The 14,203-nt window shown below is 65.4% G+C and carries 14 protein-coding genes and 1 tRNA gene; 7 read left to right on the top strand and 8 right to left on the bottom strand.

The features are described from left to right. Positions 1-142 precede the first annotated feature (142 nt). The 5 genes from VGV58_RS01990 (at position 143) to VGV58_RS01970 (ending at position 5,262) form a co-directional block, all read left to right on the top strand. The gene (locus VGV58_RS01990) at positions 143-1,045 is read left to right on the top strand and encodes a LysR family transcriptional regulator (RefSeq protein WP_326872288.1); all 903 of its coding nucleotides are present in this window, start codon (positions 143-145) and stop codon (positions 1,043-1,045) included. A gap of 266 nt (positions 1,046-1,311) precedes the next feature. After that, positions 1,312-2,268 (top strand): ABC transporter substrate-binding protein, encoded by a 957-nt coding sequence (locus VGV58_RS01985; protein ID WP_414643847.1) that lies wholly within the window; start codon positions 1,312-1,314, stop codon positions 2,266-2,268. After that, entirely contained in the window at positions 2,268-3,668 is a 1,401-nt protein-coding gene (locus tag VGV58_RS01980; protein ID WP_326872286.1) for an MmgE/PrpD family protein, read from the top strand. Before VGV58_RS01985 ends, VGV58_RS01980 begins: the two co-directional genes overlap by 1 nt. Continuing rightward, a complete protein-coding gene (locus VGV58_RS01975; RefSeq protein WP_326872285.1) occupies positions 3,665-3,883 on the top strand; it encodes a hypothetical protein in 219 nt (72 codons plus the stop codon). Before VGV58_RS01980 ends, VGV58_RS01975 begins: the two co-directional genes overlap by 4 nt. Then, entirely contained in the window at positions 3,883-5,262 is a 1,380-nt protein-coding gene (locus VGV58_RS01970) for an amidase (RefSeq protein WP_326872284.1), read from the top strand. The genes VGV58_RS01975 and VGV58_RS01970 overlap by 1 nt, the downstream gene beginning before the upstream one ends. A 745-nt stretch (positions 5,263-6,007) precedes the next feature. Here the strand turns inward: VGV58_RS01970 and VGV58_RS01965 are convergent. From VGV58_RS01965 to VGV58_RS01940, 6 genes are all read right to left on the bottom strand, one after another. Next, positions 6,008-6,370: a hypothetical protein gene (locus VGV58_RS01965; RefSeq protein WP_326872283.1), complete on the bottom strand. Its 363-nt coding sequence runs from the start codon at positions 6,368-6,370 to the stop codon at positions 6,008-6,010. A 317-nt stretch (positions 6,371-6,687) separates the two neighbouring features. Further along, a tRNA-Ser gene (locus VGV58_RS01960) sits at positions 6,688-6,778 on the bottom strand. A gap of 99 nt (positions 6,779-6,877) precedes the next feature. Beyond that, positions 6,878-7,075, bottom strand: a complete 198-nt coding sequence (locus VGV58_RS01955; RefSeq protein WP_326872281.1) for a hypothetical protein — start codon at positions 7,073-7,075, stop codon at positions 6,878-6,880. 267 nt (positions 7,076-7,342) lie between these two features. Then, a complete protein-coding gene (locus VGV58_RS01950; protein WP_414643843.1) occupies positions 7,343-8,455 on the bottom strand; it encodes a branched-chain amino acid ABC transporter substrate-binding protein in 1,113 nt (370 codons plus the stop codon). A gap of 160 nt (positions 8,456-8,615) precedes the next feature. Continuing rightward, a complete protein-coding gene (locus tag VGV58_RS01945) occupies positions 8,616-9,452 on the bottom strand; it encodes a DUF2182 domain-containing protein (protein ID WP_326872279.1) in 837 nt (278 codons plus the stop codon). Next, a complete protein-coding gene (locus VGV58_RS01940; protein ID WP_326872278.1) occupies positions 9,440-10,231 on the bottom strand; it encodes a DUF899 domain-containing protein in 792 nt (263 codons plus the stop codon). Before VGV58_RS01940 ends, VGV58_RS01945 begins: the two co-directional genes overlap by 13 nt. Before the next feature lie 127 nt (positions 10,232-10,358). Between VGV58_RS01940 and VGV58_RS01935 the strand changes: the two genes are divergently transcribed. Together VGV58_RS01935 and VGV58_RS01930 are read left to right on the top strand one after the other, a co-directional pair. After that, positions 10,359-11,579 carry a helix-turn-helix domain-containing protein gene (locus VGV58_RS01935; protein WP_326872277.1) on the top strand — a complete coding sequence of 407 codons (1,221 nt, stop codon included), beginning with the start codon at positions 10,359-10,361 and terminating at the stop codon, positions 11,577-11,579. Between the two features lie 36 nt (positions 11,580-11,615). Further along, complete coding sequence (locus tag VGV58_RS01930; protein WP_326872276.1) at positions 11,616-12,239, top strand: Vgb family protein; 624 nt, start codon at positions 11,616-11,618, stop codon at positions 12,237-12,239. A gap of 18 nt (positions 12,240-12,257) precedes the next feature. Here VGV58_RS01930 and VGV58_RS01925 read toward each other — a convergent pair whose 3' ends face one another. Both VGV58_RS01925 and VGV58_RS01920 read right to left on the bottom strand, forming a co-directional pair. After that, positions 12,258-13,331: a helix-turn-helix transcriptional regulator gene (locus VGV58_RS01925; RefSeq protein WP_326872275.1), complete on the bottom strand. Its 1,074-nt coding sequence runs from the start codon at positions 13,329-13,331 to the stop codon at positions 12,258-12,260. A 129-nt stretch (positions 13,332-13,460) separates the two neighbouring features. Next, entirely contained in the window at positions 13,461-13,892 is a 432-nt protein-coding gene (locus tag VGV58_RS01920) for a hypothetical protein (protein ID WP_326872274.1), read from the bottom strand. Positions 13,893-14,203: the final 311 nt, after the last annotated feature.

Below are 14,203 nucleotides of genomic sequence, written 5' to 3'. Positions count from 1 at the left end.
CCCGCCATCTCCCCTTTGCCCGCTTAATTGCTATCAAGAGCGCATCTTGAAGCAGGGATTATTCGTTATCGTCGTATGATAGGTCTGCGGGGAGCAGAAGAAAATGTAGACTTTTATTGCTGTTTATGCCGATAAGTTATGAATGAGATCGCTCCTGAATATCCGCCAGATCGAGACGTTCCGGGCCGTGATGGTGTGCGGAAGCATCATCGGCGCGGCCAAATTGATGAACGTCACGCAGCCGGGCGTCAGCCGCACCATCGGCATGCTCGAGAAGAAGTTGGGTTACGCGCTGTTCCAGCGACGCGGCCGTCGCATCGTGCCGACGCCCGAGGCCGAGGCGCTGTATCGCGAGATCGAAAAGAGCTACCGCAGCATCGAAACCATATCGCGGGTCGCTCTCGATATCGGCCTGCAACGGGCCGGTGCGCTGCGCATCGCGGTGTTGCCGGCGCTATCGCAATGGCTGGTGCCGCGCGCGATCAGCCGCTTCCTGTCGACACGGCCGGATGTGACGGCCTTCGTCCAGAGCTTGCCGTCCGTCCAGATCGCCGAGCTCGTATCCACGCGCCAGTTCGACGTCGGCATCGTCGAGATGCCGGTGTCGCGGCCGGGGATCGATACCGAGGAACTCGGCGAATCCGTCTTCAATGTCGCTCTGCCTGCGGGGCATAGGCTGACCGCGCAGGATCGCATCTCAATGGGTGACCTCGCCGGCGAGCGCATGGTCCTGCTCTCGCAGCACAGCTATGTGCGCTATCAGATCGACGACGCGTTTTCGGCGGCCGGCGTCGCCCCCACGGTCGTCCTGGAGACCGCGAGCGCATCGATCGCGTGGGCGCTGGTCGCCGCCGGAGCGGGCATCAGCATCATCTCGGAATCGACCGCCGACCGTGACATATCTCCGGATGTGATCGTCCGTCCGCTCGATGCCGGGATCACCTGCCGGTACGCGGTCGTATTCCCGCAGCTGACGACAAGGTCGAGCCTCGCGGACGCCTTCGCGGCCGATCTGCGCGCCGAGTTTCAGGGCGCGACGCGCTGATCGTCGATCCCTTCGGGCTGGTCCCCACCCGTCTCCACACGGCATCGTGCCGGCGCACTCCCCCGCGTCGCAGCTTCGCATGCCTCGGCAAAGCATAACAATCCGGCATATATAGCGGAAGCAATTTACATATTCGTGCTGCGGCACGCGGATTAAAGTCCCCCTGCGTTCAAAACCACAATAAGGGGATAGAAATGCGCAAATACCTTGGCGTCATAAGCGTGCTCGCCGTGGCCGCTCCGCTGAGCCTGCAGGCCGCAGAAATAATGTATGTGGCGGGTTTCGGGGGCGCCACGGAAACTGCTTTCCGGGAGAAGATCATCCCGCCCTTCGAGGCGAAGAGCGGCATCAAGATCGTCTACGTCCCGGGGAACTCGACCGACACTCTGGCGAAGCTGCAAGCGCAACGCGCCAAGCCGGAGATCTCGGTCGCCCTGATCGATGACGGCCCGATGACCACGGCCGTCGAGTTCGGCCTCTGCGCCACGCTCGAGGACGGTCCCAATTCGAACAACGTCTATCGTAGCGCGCGCCGCGTCAGCAAATCGGCGATCGGCCTCGGCTACGGCGCCACCGGCCTCGTCTACAACACCGAGGTGTTCAAGAAGAACGGCTGGGCCGAGCCGACCTCCTGGAAGGACCTGGAGGACAAGCGCTACGCTGGGAAGATCGTGATCCCGCCGATCGGCAATGGCTTCGGCTTGCTCGCCCTGGTGATGCAGGCACGATTGAACGGCGGCGACGAAAGCGCGATCGACCCGGGCTTCGCGGCGATGAAGCGCATCAGCCCGAACGTGCTCGCCTGGGAACCGTCGCCCGGAAAAATGGCCGAGCTGCTGCAGACGGGCGAGGCTGCCCTGGGCGTTTGGGGAAATGGCCGCGTCCGGGCTCTTGTGGCACAGGGAGCGCCGGTCAAGTTCGTCTATCCGAAGGAAGGCGCTCTGGTGATCCTCACCGAGGTCTGCGCCGTGCAGGGCGCCCCCCAGCCGAAGCAGGCCCAGGACTTCGTCCAATATCTGCTCAGCCCGGAGGTCCAGACCATCATCGCCGAAACGCAAGGCTGGGGGCCGGTCAATCAGGAGACCAAGCTTCCGCCGGCGATCGCCGCGGATGTCGTCTTCGGGCCTGAGAAGGTGAACTCGCTGATCAAGCCGAGCTACACCGCGATTAATCCCAAGCGGGCCGACTGGACCAGCCGCTGGAACCGAGAGATCGAGCGTTGATGGGCCGGCCCTCGATGCAAGAGACAGCAGCCCCGTTTGGTCGACACGACCAAACGGGTATCGCAGGACGGATCGCAGCCTATGTCGCAGCGGCGAGGCAAAGTCGGGTCTCGGAACCGGCACGAGAAGCCGCGTTCAGATGCATTCTCGACCTCATGGCCGCAGTCGGCGCGGGCATTGCGGATCGGGGCGCGATCGCCGTCCGCTCAACGGCACTGGCAACGATGGGAACAGGCAACGCTCCCATCTGGTTTTCCGGTCGGTCGAGCTCCCCCATCGGCGCGGCCTGGGCGAACAGCGCCGCAGCCTCGGCGCTCGACCTCGACGACGGCCACCGCCTAGCCCGTGGCCATCCTGGTGCCGCCGTCATCCCGACCGCCCTTGCCATCGGGCGCGAAACCGGCGCCTCGCTGGAGCAACTCATCGCTGCGATCGTGATCGGTTATGAGGTCGGCATCACCATAGCTGCCGCGCGCACCACCTACGGCAATACCGGCACCTGGTCTGCCTATGCCGTCGTCGCCGCGGCCACCGCCCTGCGTGGTACACCCGTCGAGGTGATCGAACACGCTTTGGCGATCGCGGGCGAGAGCGCGCCCAACCAGTTGTTCGCGAGCGCGCCGCTGCAAGGTCCTGTTCCCGAGGGCAGCGACGTCAAGGAAGGCATTCCCTGGTCGGTCGTCACCGGCCTGGTCGCACTGGGCCTCGCCGAGGCAGGCCATACCGGCCCGCGCAACATCCTCGACAGCGCCTGCCACTACCGTTTCCCCGAGGAGACGTCGCTCGGCTCGGCGCCGCGCATCTGCCAGACCTATTTCAAGCTCTACGCCTGCTGCCGCCACGTCCATGCGCCGCTCGACGCGCTGCTGGGGCTGATCGAGCGGCACGCCATCGAGGTGCGGACGATCGACCGGATCGAGGTCGAGACTTATGGCGGCGCCCTGCGCATCTCCAACAAGCCGGCCCCCGCCAACCTGGTCGATGTCCAATACAGCATTCCCTATTGCCTGGCCCTGGTCGCCCTGGTCGGCCCCCAGGCCCTGTTGCCGATAACCTCTCGCATTCTCGCGCTCGGTGACGTGAAGGAACTCGCTGGCAAGGTCCTGCTGTCGCTGGACCATAAGCTCGATGCCCGCTTTCCGGCCGAGACGCTGGCCCGCGTCACCATCGTGAGCGGGAATGCGCGCTTCACCTCCGAACCGACGGGGCCACAGGGCGAAGCGACCAGTCCGCTGACTTGGTCGGCTCTCGAGGACAAGTTCAGCGCGGCAACCCGCATGGTCGCGACCGAGGCGCAGCAGCGCCGGGTGCTGGCGGCCGTCAACGATGCGCGCGCAGGCCAGCCAGCGGGGCTCATGGCCTGTTTCGAAGATCTGACCTTCGAGGCGAACGAGCGATGACGAAAACACCCGTCGAGGATTTCGCGGCGCTGATCCGGCGAGCCGGCCTGCCGGTCCAGCCAGTGGATATTCGGCAGATCTACGAGGCCTGGGCCTTGGTGGAACCGATGCTCGATCGCATCCGCTCGCCTGGTCGTGATCGCGCCGCCGAGCCTGCGCACATCTTCCGCGCCGATATCCATGCATCGCGTCCCGGCGAGACGGAAACATTCTGATGGAGACGCCGACCATCGCTCAGGCTGCGGCCTTGATCGCGGCGCGCGCGATCTCGCCGGTAGAGTTGGTGGGGCATTGCCTGTCGCGTATCGAAGCGCTCGATGGCGCCTTGCACAGCTTCGTTACGGTCACCCCCGAACGTGCGCTCGAGGACGCACGGGCGGCCGAGCGGCGTATGATGACCAGTACGCTGCGCGGCAAGCTCGACGGCATCCCGATCGCGCACAAGGACATCTATTGCACGAGGGGAATCGCCACCACGGCACACTCCCGGCTGCTCCAGGGAGCGATGCCCGACGAGGACGCTCACACCGCCATGCTCCTGGCTCAGGCCGGCACGTCGATGCTCGGCAAGCTCGCGACGCATGAATTTGCGTTAGGAGGGCCATCTTTCGACCTGCCTTGGCCCCCGGCACGCAATCCCTGGAATATCGATCACTTCACCTCGGGCTCGTCCAGCGGTCCGGCTGCGGCCATCGCCGCTGGGCTCGCCCTCGGAGCCACCGGTTCCGACACCGGCGGGTCGATCCGTGAGCCCGCCGCGCTCTGTGGTATCGCCGGGCTGAAGCCGACCTACGGGCTCTGCAGCCGGCGCGGCATCCTGCCCTTGGCCTTTTCGCTCGACCATCCCGGCCCAATGGCCTGGACCATCGAGGATTGCGCGCTGCTATTGCAGGCGATGGCCGCTCATGACCCGGAGGACCATACGAGCATCGAACGCCCGGCTCCGGACTTCAGCGCAGCTCTGGGCCGTGGCGTGAAAGGTCTTCGTATCGGCGTCGTGTCGCGCTGGCACGACACTGACTGTCCGGTCAGCCCGGGCGTCCAGAAGGGCTTCGATCGCGCTCTGGCAATTTGGCGGGACCAGGGAGCGGAGATCGTCGATATCACGATGCCGTCCCTGTTCGACTACCAGGCGGTTTGCGTCATCATCATGATCGGCGAGGCCTATGCATTGCATGAGCCCTGGATGCGATCACGCCTCTACGACTATGGCGAATTGCTCCGCGACCGCATCCTGATAGGCGGGCTGCTCTCCAGCTCCGACTATCTGCAGGCACTGCGCCGGCGTCGTGAGCTGTGCGTGCTGACGGCGAAGGCCGCCGCGGACGTGGATGTGATTGCCACTCCCGCTGCTCCTCGGGAAGCAGCGCGGATCGACAGCATCTCGAAATGGGGCTTCCTGGCGAGCCCGGGCTTCGCCAAACCGTTCAACGTCACGGGCTGGCCTGCTGCCTGCGTTTGCTCAGGCTTTGGCGAAGGCGGGCTGCCGGTCTCAGTGCAGATCGCCGCCAAGCCGTTTCAGGAAGCCCTGATGCTGCAAGTAGCAAGCGCTTTCGAGGCCGCGACCGATTTCCGCTCTCTTCGACCCTGTTGACGATGACCGGTGCGGATGCCCATGACCGGACATTGGCTTGTCGCTCGGAAGCGGACGCTCGCGGCATTGAGAGGGAATGTCGGCTTCCTGGTCGCCGACTGCATCCGGCAGACAGCCTGAATCAGCTCCGGACCGATTCGGGAAGCGCAGTGTGTGCAGTAACAGAAACACCGGAGGCAGTCGGCAGCGCGCCGAATAGCTCAGAGATAGAGGGATCAGAAAGCGAGATCGCCTTTCCTTCAACGCTGAAACCAAGCGACTTCTTTACGCTGCCGACTATCCGCCAAAGCTATTTTTAGCATTTATCAGACCACACACTTAAACGGTGCGAGAATCGCTCTGTCGGAACGCAATTACGTTTGAGAACATCGCGCTGTATGGATCCTTCAGCTTGCCTTTCGCCGCATTCTCAACGGCAGTGCGGTGATAGGCCTGTAGCGCTATCGGCGACTTTGATGCCTTGTTGGGCGTAGCCTGCGAAGCCTCTTTAACAGCCGGCGCTGACACACAGCCAGCCAGTCCCGCGCCGATCACCGACGCAGCAATCAATCTCCTTATCGTCACAATATTCCCCAGCCATAGCTAGCGCCATTCGCGGCGCGCGGCGTTACGCTAGGGCAGCCGGAATCAGGTTGTCGAGGTGGGCTGGTAGGCGGCGCAGGCACACTACGGCAGGGTAGCCGGAATCCGGCTGTCGAGACGGCTGCGTTAAACCAAGCAACAGGCGTCAATTAGAAACGTATTCCTAGGGCGCCACATCATCGGAAACTGTAACGACAAGATCTTCACTTAATGGCATGGCATAAACCCAATACGCTCTACCTTTTGTATCAAGACACCGTCCGCCGGGATGAATATCGAGATCTTTTCCTCCTCCGGGCTTCGCCTCTCTAAATAGATGAGCTACGCCTGGATTCTGATCGGACGCATTGACATAAGAAAAGCATATCTTCCGCTTGCAGAGGAATGATACTCCGCCGCCGTTGCATTTCCAGAACGCGATTAGGCTTTTCTGTCCCTTGGGAATTTTGAAACTTGCGCCCCAAGCTGAAGAAAAAAACAAAGGCGCTATTGCGCCGGCCATTATTCCAAAGAAGACAATGCGCATAGCAAATCTCCCCCGCAATCCGAACAAATTCGACACAATCAGGGACTTTGTCAAAGGCTCTTTATGAGCACGCGGGGTCGGCATCGCATTCAGACGGGTGCCGACAGGGATCTGTTGTGCGACCTCCAGCGACGCTTCGCGGCGATCTCACGGGGCTATGAGATACCGATTCTATTAGCTCTGCTCACGCTCATGATCGGCGTCGCGCTCTTATAAGGGCGCGATGGTCTCGCAGCTACACAAAAGCGCTCACACTTTTGCTACACACTCGCCTACAATTTCCAAGCTAAACGATTGAAATATCACGTGAAAAATAGTGGCGGAGACGGAGGGATTCGAACCCTCGATACCCTTGTGGGGTATGCTCATTTAGCAAACGAGTGCCTTCAGCCTCTCGGCCACGTCTCCGTTGGAAGGCTCTATGCCCGATCGCGACCCGCTTTGACAAGCCGTCAGGACAAGCGATCGACAGACATCCCGCAGATTGCCCCGATCCGGGCCGTTTCATTAGCTACGGGCGCGGTCGATGCCCTCGATCCAGGCCATCGCCTCGTCGAGCGTCGGGAAGACCGGGCCCGGCATCCGCGCATCCTCGGCCTCGCTCAGGCCGAAGCGGATGCCGTAGCCGTCGGCCTCGCGCCGAATCGCGATCAGGGACGGCCTGGCGAGAGGCTCGAGGGCAGCGAGGGCATCAGTGACTGGCATGGGCACTTCCCGTTCGGTCGCCCGCACCAAAGCCCGGATCACCTGAACGGTTTCCGAACGGCGCGTTCAGGAAGAAGCGTCGTCATTGCGAGGAGCGAAGCGACGAAGCAATCCAGGCGCTGCAGTGCTCTACGTCTCCCGGATTGCTTCGCGGAGCCTGTCCTCGGGCTTGCCGAAGGCAAGATCCGGGGGCTCGCAATGACGGGAAAACAAAAAGGGCCTGCGGCATGCCGCAGGCCCCTTCCCTCGCCTTTCCAAGCGCGTTCGTCAGTCGGCGGCGACGATCTTGCCGGCTTCCCACTTGTACATGGAGAAGCTCGGCGAGCTCAGGTCGCCGGTTTTGCCATAGGTCAGCGTGCCGATCGCGGTCTTGACCTCGAGGCCGGCCTTCAGCGCCTTGGCGACCGCATCGGCCTTGGCGTCCTTGCCGGCCTTCTCGATGCCGGCCTTCAGCACCTCGACAGCGGCATAGGCATTGAGCGTGAAGGCCTCCGGCGGGATGCCCTTCTCCTTCAGCACCGCCACGGCCTCGGCCGAGGCCGGGTTCTTCAGCGCGTCGGTGGCGTTGGTGAAGAGCGTGCCGGCTGCGGTGTCGCCACCGATCGCCCAGAGCTCGGTGTTGGAGAGGCCCTCACCGCCGATGATCGTCGCCTTGACGCCGGCATCGTGCAACTGGCGGGCGAGCAGGCCGCCCTCGGGATGGTAGCCGCCGAAATAGATCAGCTCGGCATTGGCGGACTTCAGGCGCGTGATCACGGCCGCGAGGTCCTTGTCACCTGGATTCACCGTGAGATAGGCGACCTCGGTGACGCCGCCGGCATTGATGCCCTTCTTGAAGGAATCGGCGAGGCCTTTGCCATAGGTGCCCTTGTCGTGGACGATGGCGACCTTCTTGTCCTTCAGGTTCTTCAGCACGTAGCTGGCAGCGACTTCGGCCTGCTGGTCGTCGCGGCCGCAGGTGCGGAAGACGTTGCTGAGGCCGCGACTGGTCAGGGCCGGCGAGGTCGCGGTCGGCGTCACCATCAGAACGCCGCTCTCGGCGAAGACATCGGAAGCCGCCATGGCGACGCCCGAGGTCACCGGGCCGACGACGAAGCGGACCTTGTCGCCGACCAGGAGGTTGGCGGCGGAGACGCCCTGCTTGGGATCGCCGGCATCGTCGGCGAACTTCAGGACGACCTTCTCGCCGCCGATGCCACCCTTCTTGTTGATCGCGTCGACGGCGGCCTGGGCGCCGTTCTTGACCTGCTCGCCATAGGCAGCGACGGCGCCGGTCAGCGGCGCGAGCAGGCCGATGGTGATGTCAGCGCGCGCCGGCGCCCCAGCGAGCAGCGCCGCGGCGAAGGCCGCACCCATCAGGAACTGGGCTTTGAGCGTCATGTGCGTCTCCTCGTGAATCGTACAATCTTTGCGTGCGACCCGATCCGTGGATCGCCTGCGACCTGTATAGGCCAGAGCGAGGCATCGCGGCACTGCGTGGCGCGTTTCTGAGCAGATGCAAAAATGCATGGCAGGCATGGCGAGGCCGCACCGGCTCGGCTCAGAGCTGCCAGAATGCCTGCGCCAGCTGGACGAGGCCCGCGCCGAGCATGACCGCACCGACAGACCGGGCGATACGCGCGCCGGCCGAGGCGAGCCGCTCGGCGGCAATCGCGAGCGCGACGACCGCCATGCCGCGCAGGTCCATTACGCCACCGATGAGCAGCAATGCGGTCAGCCCGGCGCATGAGGCGCAGCAGGCGAGGCCGAGCCGCAGCCCCTGCCCTGTCGCGGCCATCACGCCGACGCCTCGCGCACGCGCGTTCCGGCAATGGCCGAGCATGGCGAGCTTCCAGCGCGAGACCTGGAAGAGACCGGCGGCGATCACCACAAGGCCGGCAATGAACGGCACGGCGCGAGCCAGAAGCGGCCAGCGCAGCCCGGCCTCCAGCAGGAGCGCGCCGCCGATGAAGACCGCCAGGCCAAGCCCGCTCCAGACAAGGAGGTAGGCAAGGCCGGCGAGCGAAGCGAACAAGCCCGGGCGAGCGGCGCCTGCGGCAACTGCGCTCTCGCGGAGCTGCCAGAGGACAGGGGCAAGCGAAGGCAGCATCATCGCCGTCATCATCGCGATCCACATGCCGAGGAAAGCTCCGGCGGCAGCGGGCCAGGAGCCGCCGCAGAGCGGCGTCCAGGCTGTCGATATCGACCAGCCGCCGGCCATCGGCACCTCGCCCATATCGGCCATGGCAAGGCAGATTGCGACGGTCGCGGTCGTGCTGACGATGAGCAGGAGGGTGCAGACGGCGAGGAACATCCGACCTGCATCGACGGCGGAGACGCCGGACGGGATGTCCGGCGCTCCGCGATCAGCCTGTGCCCGGGCGCTCAGGCACAGCATGACTGGGCCGTCGCAGCAGCCGAGGCGGGATAGGCGTCGCGCAGGCGCCACCAGGGCCCGTTCGGCTCGTTGCGGCCCTTCGGGGCGCGATCGAGCCAAGGATACATGCTCCAGATCGCGTCCATGCCACGGGCATAGCTGGAATAGGTGTGGTAGATCGCGCCGTCCTCACGGATGAAGGCGCTCATTCCCGGCCGCTCGCGCATATAGCCTCCCGGGGTCGTGCCGCTCTGCACGGCAAGCCCGGAGACGATGCCGTTGCTGCTCCAGTCGATCTGCGGCTCGCGCTGGAAGTTGTAGTCGACCGCACCGCGCCGTTCCTGCTCTTCCGTGAAGGAGGCGCTGAAGTCGAAGTTGAAGTCGCCCGTCGCCGAGGAGGCCCAGGGGAAGCTCCAGCCCATGCGTCGCTTGAAGGCGAAAAGCTTGTCGAGCGAGGCCAGCGATACGGCCGTCAGCGTGACGTCGTGATTGGCGAGATGGACATGGATGCCGTTGAAGCCGTCGGCGATCAGCGAGCAGGACGGGCAGCCGGCGGAAAAATCCGGCCCGAACATGAAATGGTAGACCAAGAGCTGCGAACGCCCGGCGAAGAGATCGGCGAGACCCACCTCGCCCGCCTCGGTGACGAAGCGATAGTCCTTGTCGACCTTAACCCAGGGCAAAGCCTGGCGCTGCAGCGCCACGGTATCGCTCTGCCGCGTCAGTGCCTTCTCGGCCGCTAACAGGTCGAGCCGGGCTCTCAGCCAATCCTCACGCGTTCCGATGGTATGAACCGTCATGATGCTTGCTCCTGTCGTCGGTTGACATTCGCCGCCTGCCGTTTCGCGATGCGGCGTCGGGAACAGGGGTAGGCCCCGAACGGTTTGGAGCGGGAGTGACAAGTTTGGCGGGATTTCGAGTGGCGGCATGGACTCGCTGATCACGGCGGCCGGACGGGCCCTGGCGGCGGGTGACCCGTTCGGAGCGCTCAATCGCGTCGCATTGCGCGAGGACGCGCCGGCGCTGGCGCTGCGTGGCATCGCCATGGCGCAGCTCGGCGACCTCGCCCGAGCCAAGGTCCTGCTCAAGCGCGCCGGCCAGGCTTTCGGGCCGAGAGAGCCAGTCGCGCGAGCCCGCTGCGTCGTCGCCGAGGCCGAGATCGCCCTGGTCTCGCGCGATCTCGGCTGGCCGGCCAACGCGCTCGATGCGGCGCGCGCCGTGCTCGAAGCCCATGGTGACCGTCTCAATGCCGCCCATGCCCGCACGATCGAGGTGCGCCGGCTGCTCTTGATCGGCCGGCTCGGCGAGGCCGAGCGCGCGCTCACCGGCTTCGATGAGAGCCCGCTGCCGCCGGCGCTGGAGGCGGCGCGGGCGCTCGCCATCGGCGGCATCGCGCTACGGCGGCTGCAGGCGGAGCCGGCGCGCGCGGCGTTTGCGCGGGCGGCGGAAGCGGCCGGGCGCGCCCGCATCCCGGCATTGGTGGTCGAGGTCGAGGCCGCGGCACACGCGCTGGAGGCCCCGGCGGCGCGATTGATCCTCCGCGGCACGGAGCGCCCGCTGCTGCTGGGCGAGGTCGCAGCGCTGCTCGCCTCGGGCAGCTTCGTCGTCGATGCCTGCCGCAATGTCGTGCGCGAGGCCGGCACGGCCGTGCCACTCGCCACCCGCCCCGTGCTGTTCGCCCTCGCCCGCGCCCTCGCCGAGGCCTGGCCGGCGGACGTCTCGCGCGAAGATCTGCTGAAACGAGCTTTCCGGGCGAAGGAGGCGGACGACTCGCATCGTGCCCGGCTGCGGGTCGAGATCGGCCGGCTGCGCGCCGAACTGCACGGGATCGCGCAGATCAACGCGACGCAGCGCGGCTTTGCCCTGAAACCGCACCGGGCACGCGAGGTCGCGGTGCTGGCGCAACCGCTGGAGGAGGCGCATGCCGACGTGCTCGCCTTGCTCGCCGATGGCGAAGCCTGGTCGAGCTCGGCGCTGGCCCTGGCCCTCGGCACCAGCCAGCGCAATATGCAGCGCGCACTGGAGACGCTGGCCGCGAGCGGCAAGATCCAGTCCTTCGGCCAGGCGCGGGCGCGGCGCTGGCTGACGCCGCCGGTGCCCGGTTTCCCGACAGCCTTGTTACTCCCGGCCCCGCTGCCGGATGGCTAGACCTCGTGACGGTCCAACCGAACAGAGGAGATCATCATGACCAGGACAGCCACGATCCTTCGCGAATACGGCCCCTTCCCCGGCGTCGAGGCCGTGCACGGCGTCAGCTATGACGGCAGGAACGTCTGGTTCGGCTCCGGCGACAAGCTCAACGCGCTCGATCCGGAGAGCGGACAGACGGTCCGCAGCCTCAACGTTCCCGCCCATGCCGGCACCGCCTTCGACGGCAGGCACCTCTACCAGATCGCCGAGGACCGCATCCAGAAGATCGATCCGGAAAGCGGGCGCGTGCTCTCGACGATTCCTGCACCGGCCGGCGGCGCCGATTCCGGCCTCGCCTGGGCCGAAGGCACGCTCTGGGTCGGCCATTACCGCGAGCGCCAGATCCACCAGATCGATCCTCAGACCGGCAAGGTGCTGCGCACGCTGCAATCCAACCGCTTCGTCACCGGCGTGACCTGGAGCGATGGCGAGCTCTGGCATGCGACCTGGGAGGATGAGGAGAGCGAGATCCGTCGCATCGATCCCGAGAGCGGCGAGGTGCTCGACGCCATGCGCATGCCGGAGGGCGCTTTCGTCTCGGGCATGGAGGCCGGCGGGGGCCGCTTTTATTGCGGCAGCGGCAAGGGCGGAACAGTCAGGGCGGTGAAGCGTGGCTGAGGGCGCCGCGCCCCATGCTCAAAGCAGCTGCGAGCCTTTCAGCAGGGCGACGAGCTGGCCCTGCCGGCTCGTCCCGGTCTTGCGGAAGATGCGATCGAGATGGGTGCGCGCCGTGGTCATCTGGATACCACTCACGGCCGCAGCTGCCTGCAGCGACAGCCCACCGGCCAGCGCCGCCGCGAGCTTCACCTCGGCGGGTGTCAGGTCGAACAGGCCCATCAACACCTGCAGCGAAGGAACGACACGGCTCGCGCTCACCGTCACCGCAGCGATCAGGATGGCGGCTCCGGAGAAGATGTCGCTCGCCGAGCGCCGCAAGGGCACGACATGGACGATCATCGCCGGGCGGCCGTCCTCCGCCTGCACCGGGATCGAGCGGGAAGCGGTCTCCTGATCGCCCTGGGCCGCCGCAATCGCCTCCTGCAGCAGCTTGTTGGCGGCCGGGCGGGCAAGGCCGAGGCCGCCAAAGGCGAGCGGGATCAGGGTCTGCGAAACGCTCTCTATCAGGGCATTGCTCGCCAGCACCCTCCCCTTGCCAGAGAGCACCGCCGCGGGCACGCCGAGCGCCTGCAGCGCCACCACCGTCGAGTGCGCCCGTTCCATTCTCAGGCGCGCCGCCAGATAGGCGCTGCGTGCGAGATGAGGGTGGAGGCGATTGAGTTCTCCCGTCAGGGCCGGATCGAACCGCCCCGCCTCCCGCAACCGGTTGAGGACGAAGACGACGAGCTCTCCCGTCGGCATCGGGATGATCGTGCCGGCCTGCTGATCGAAACCCAGCGCCCGCCCCAGCATGGCGGTCTCGTCATGGACGATCTCAGGCGAGAAATACTCGTCCGCGACGACGAAGCCGCTGAGCGGATTGGCGAAGAAGAACGGGATACGGCGATCCAGCTTCCAGTGACCGCCCTCCGACACCCTCGACAGGAGGTCGGCCGTACGCCCGGTCGCGAGGTTCCTGATCGGCTGGATGTTGTCGAACACCATCATCCCGCCGGAGTCGGCGCCGCTATGCAGGCTGATCCGATCAATGACGCGCGGCCATCTCTCGGGATCGAAGGCTGCCTCATAGATGTCGTCGGCAACGTCCCTCAATATCGACAATCGCTAGGCGCCCCCTTCATGGCGATGCAGCCGCTTTCCATTGAATGGCGGAACCAGCAGACAAGACAACCCTGACGGGAGCTTAGAACAGAGGCCGCCGTCGTCAGGCCCTTTGGCGCGCTAGCGGGCGACACGTCCGCGCTGCCGCCCCCCGCTCGGCAGGCGGCAGAAGCAGACCGCGCCGGCCCGGGCGCGGCTCGGCGCGGCACAGGCCCGGCGCGGGGTCCTGCAATAGGCGACAATGGCTCGCCGGAGCGAGGGATCGCTCGCCGCCCCGTAGCGCGGCATGGTGATCGGGTTCGACGAGCGCGGTGCGCCCCGCGGCGTGCCACCATAATCGACCGGCGGGCCAGCGCCGGGGATGCCGCCGGCGCCGGGCGCGTGCAGCCTGATATCGGGCTGATTGTCGAAGATCGAGGGCGGGCCCAGACCTTGGCTTGGACCGCCCGGGGTCAGCGGCGCGTTGCCCGGCGTGCCGATCTGGGCGAGCGCCGGATGGGCGAGCAGCAAGGCGACCAGGGCCGGCATCGCCCATTTCCAATACGTCATCATCTCTCGCCTTCCTTTCGGCGGCTCGCCCGGCAGTAATCCCATCGGATTAGTTCGAGCGACCTAAAGCTTTCACTCAAATAGAATAAAATCAAGCCAATACCGCATGCTATTGCTCAACGTGCGGGCTTGGTCACGTTCATCTAGAACAAGCCATCCCGAATACATCTCTTTTTTGCGCTGAGCGGCCGCTAGACCGCCCGGGCGGGAGGCATGTCATGCGGTACCTGCACAGCAAGATCTTTATTGCGGGACTTCTCGCGACTACGTCGACCTTTGCTTATGCCCAAGGGGCGAGCCCATGGCCTGAGTAC

This window comes from Allobosea sp. (assembly GCF_035944895.1).
Taxonomy (GTDB): domain Bacteria; phylum Pseudomonadota; class Alphaproteobacteria; order Rhizobiales; family Beijerinckiaceae; genus Allobosea.
This window is presented reverse-complemented; position numbering and strand designations above follow the sequence as displayed.

Excerpts from the sequence above, each read along its gene's own strand:
- VGV58_RS01970 (WP_326872284.1), top strand. The coding sequence starts at position 3,883 with ATGGAGACGCCGACCATCGCTCAGGCTGCGGCCTTGATCGCGGCGCGC.
- VGV58_RS01950 (WP_414643843.1), bottom strand. The coding sequence starts at position 8,455 with ATGACGCTCAAAGCCCAGTTCCTGATGGGTGCGGCCTTCGCCGCGGCG.
- VGV58_RS01930 (WP_326872276.1), top strand. The coding sequence starts at position 11,616 with ATGACCAGGACAGCCACGATCCTTCGCGAATACGGCCCCTTCCCCGGC.
- VGV58_RS01920 (WP_326872274.1), bottom strand. The coding sequence starts at position 13,892 with ATGATGACGTATTGGAAATGGGCGATGCCGGCCCTGGTCGCCTTGCTG.
- VGV58_RS01935 (WP_326872277.1), top strand. The coding sequence starts at position 10,359 with ATGGACTCGCTGATCACGGCGGCCGGACGGGCCCTGGCGGCGGGTGAC.
- VGV58_RS01945 (WP_326872279.1), bottom strand. The coding sequence starts at position 9,452 with ATGCTGTGCCTGAGCGCCCGGGCACAGGCTGATCGCGGAGCGCCGGAC.
- VGV58_RS01940 (WP_326872278.1), bottom strand. The coding sequence starts at position 10,231 with ATGACGGTTCATACCATCGGAACGCGTGAGGATTGGCTGAGAGCCCGG.
- VGV58_RS01955 (WP_326872281.1), bottom strand. The coding sequence starts at position 7,075 with ATGCCAGTCACTGATGCCCTCGCTGCCCTCGAGCCTCTCGCCAGGCCG.
- VGV58_RS01990 (WP_326872288.1), top strand. The coding sequence starts at position 143 with ATGAGATCGCTCCTGAATATCCGCCAGATCGAGACGTTCCGGGCCGTG.
- VGV58_RS01975 (WP_326872285.1), top strand. The coding sequence starts at position 3,665 with ATGACGAAAACACCCGTCGAGGATTTCGCGGCGCTGATCCGGCGAGCC.
- VGV58_RS01985 (WP_414643847.1), top strand. The coding sequence starts at position 1,312 with ATGTATGTGGCGGGTTTCGGGGGCGCCACGGAAACTGCTTTCCGGGAG.
- VGV58_RS01980 (WP_326872286.1), top strand. The coding sequence starts at position 2,268 with ATGGGCCGGCCCTCGATGCAAGAGACAGCAGCCCCGTTTGGTCGACAC.
- VGV58_RS01965 (WP_326872283.1), bottom strand. The coding sequence starts at position 6,370 with ATGCGCATTGTCTTCTTTGGAATAATGGCCGGCGCAATAGCGCCTTTG.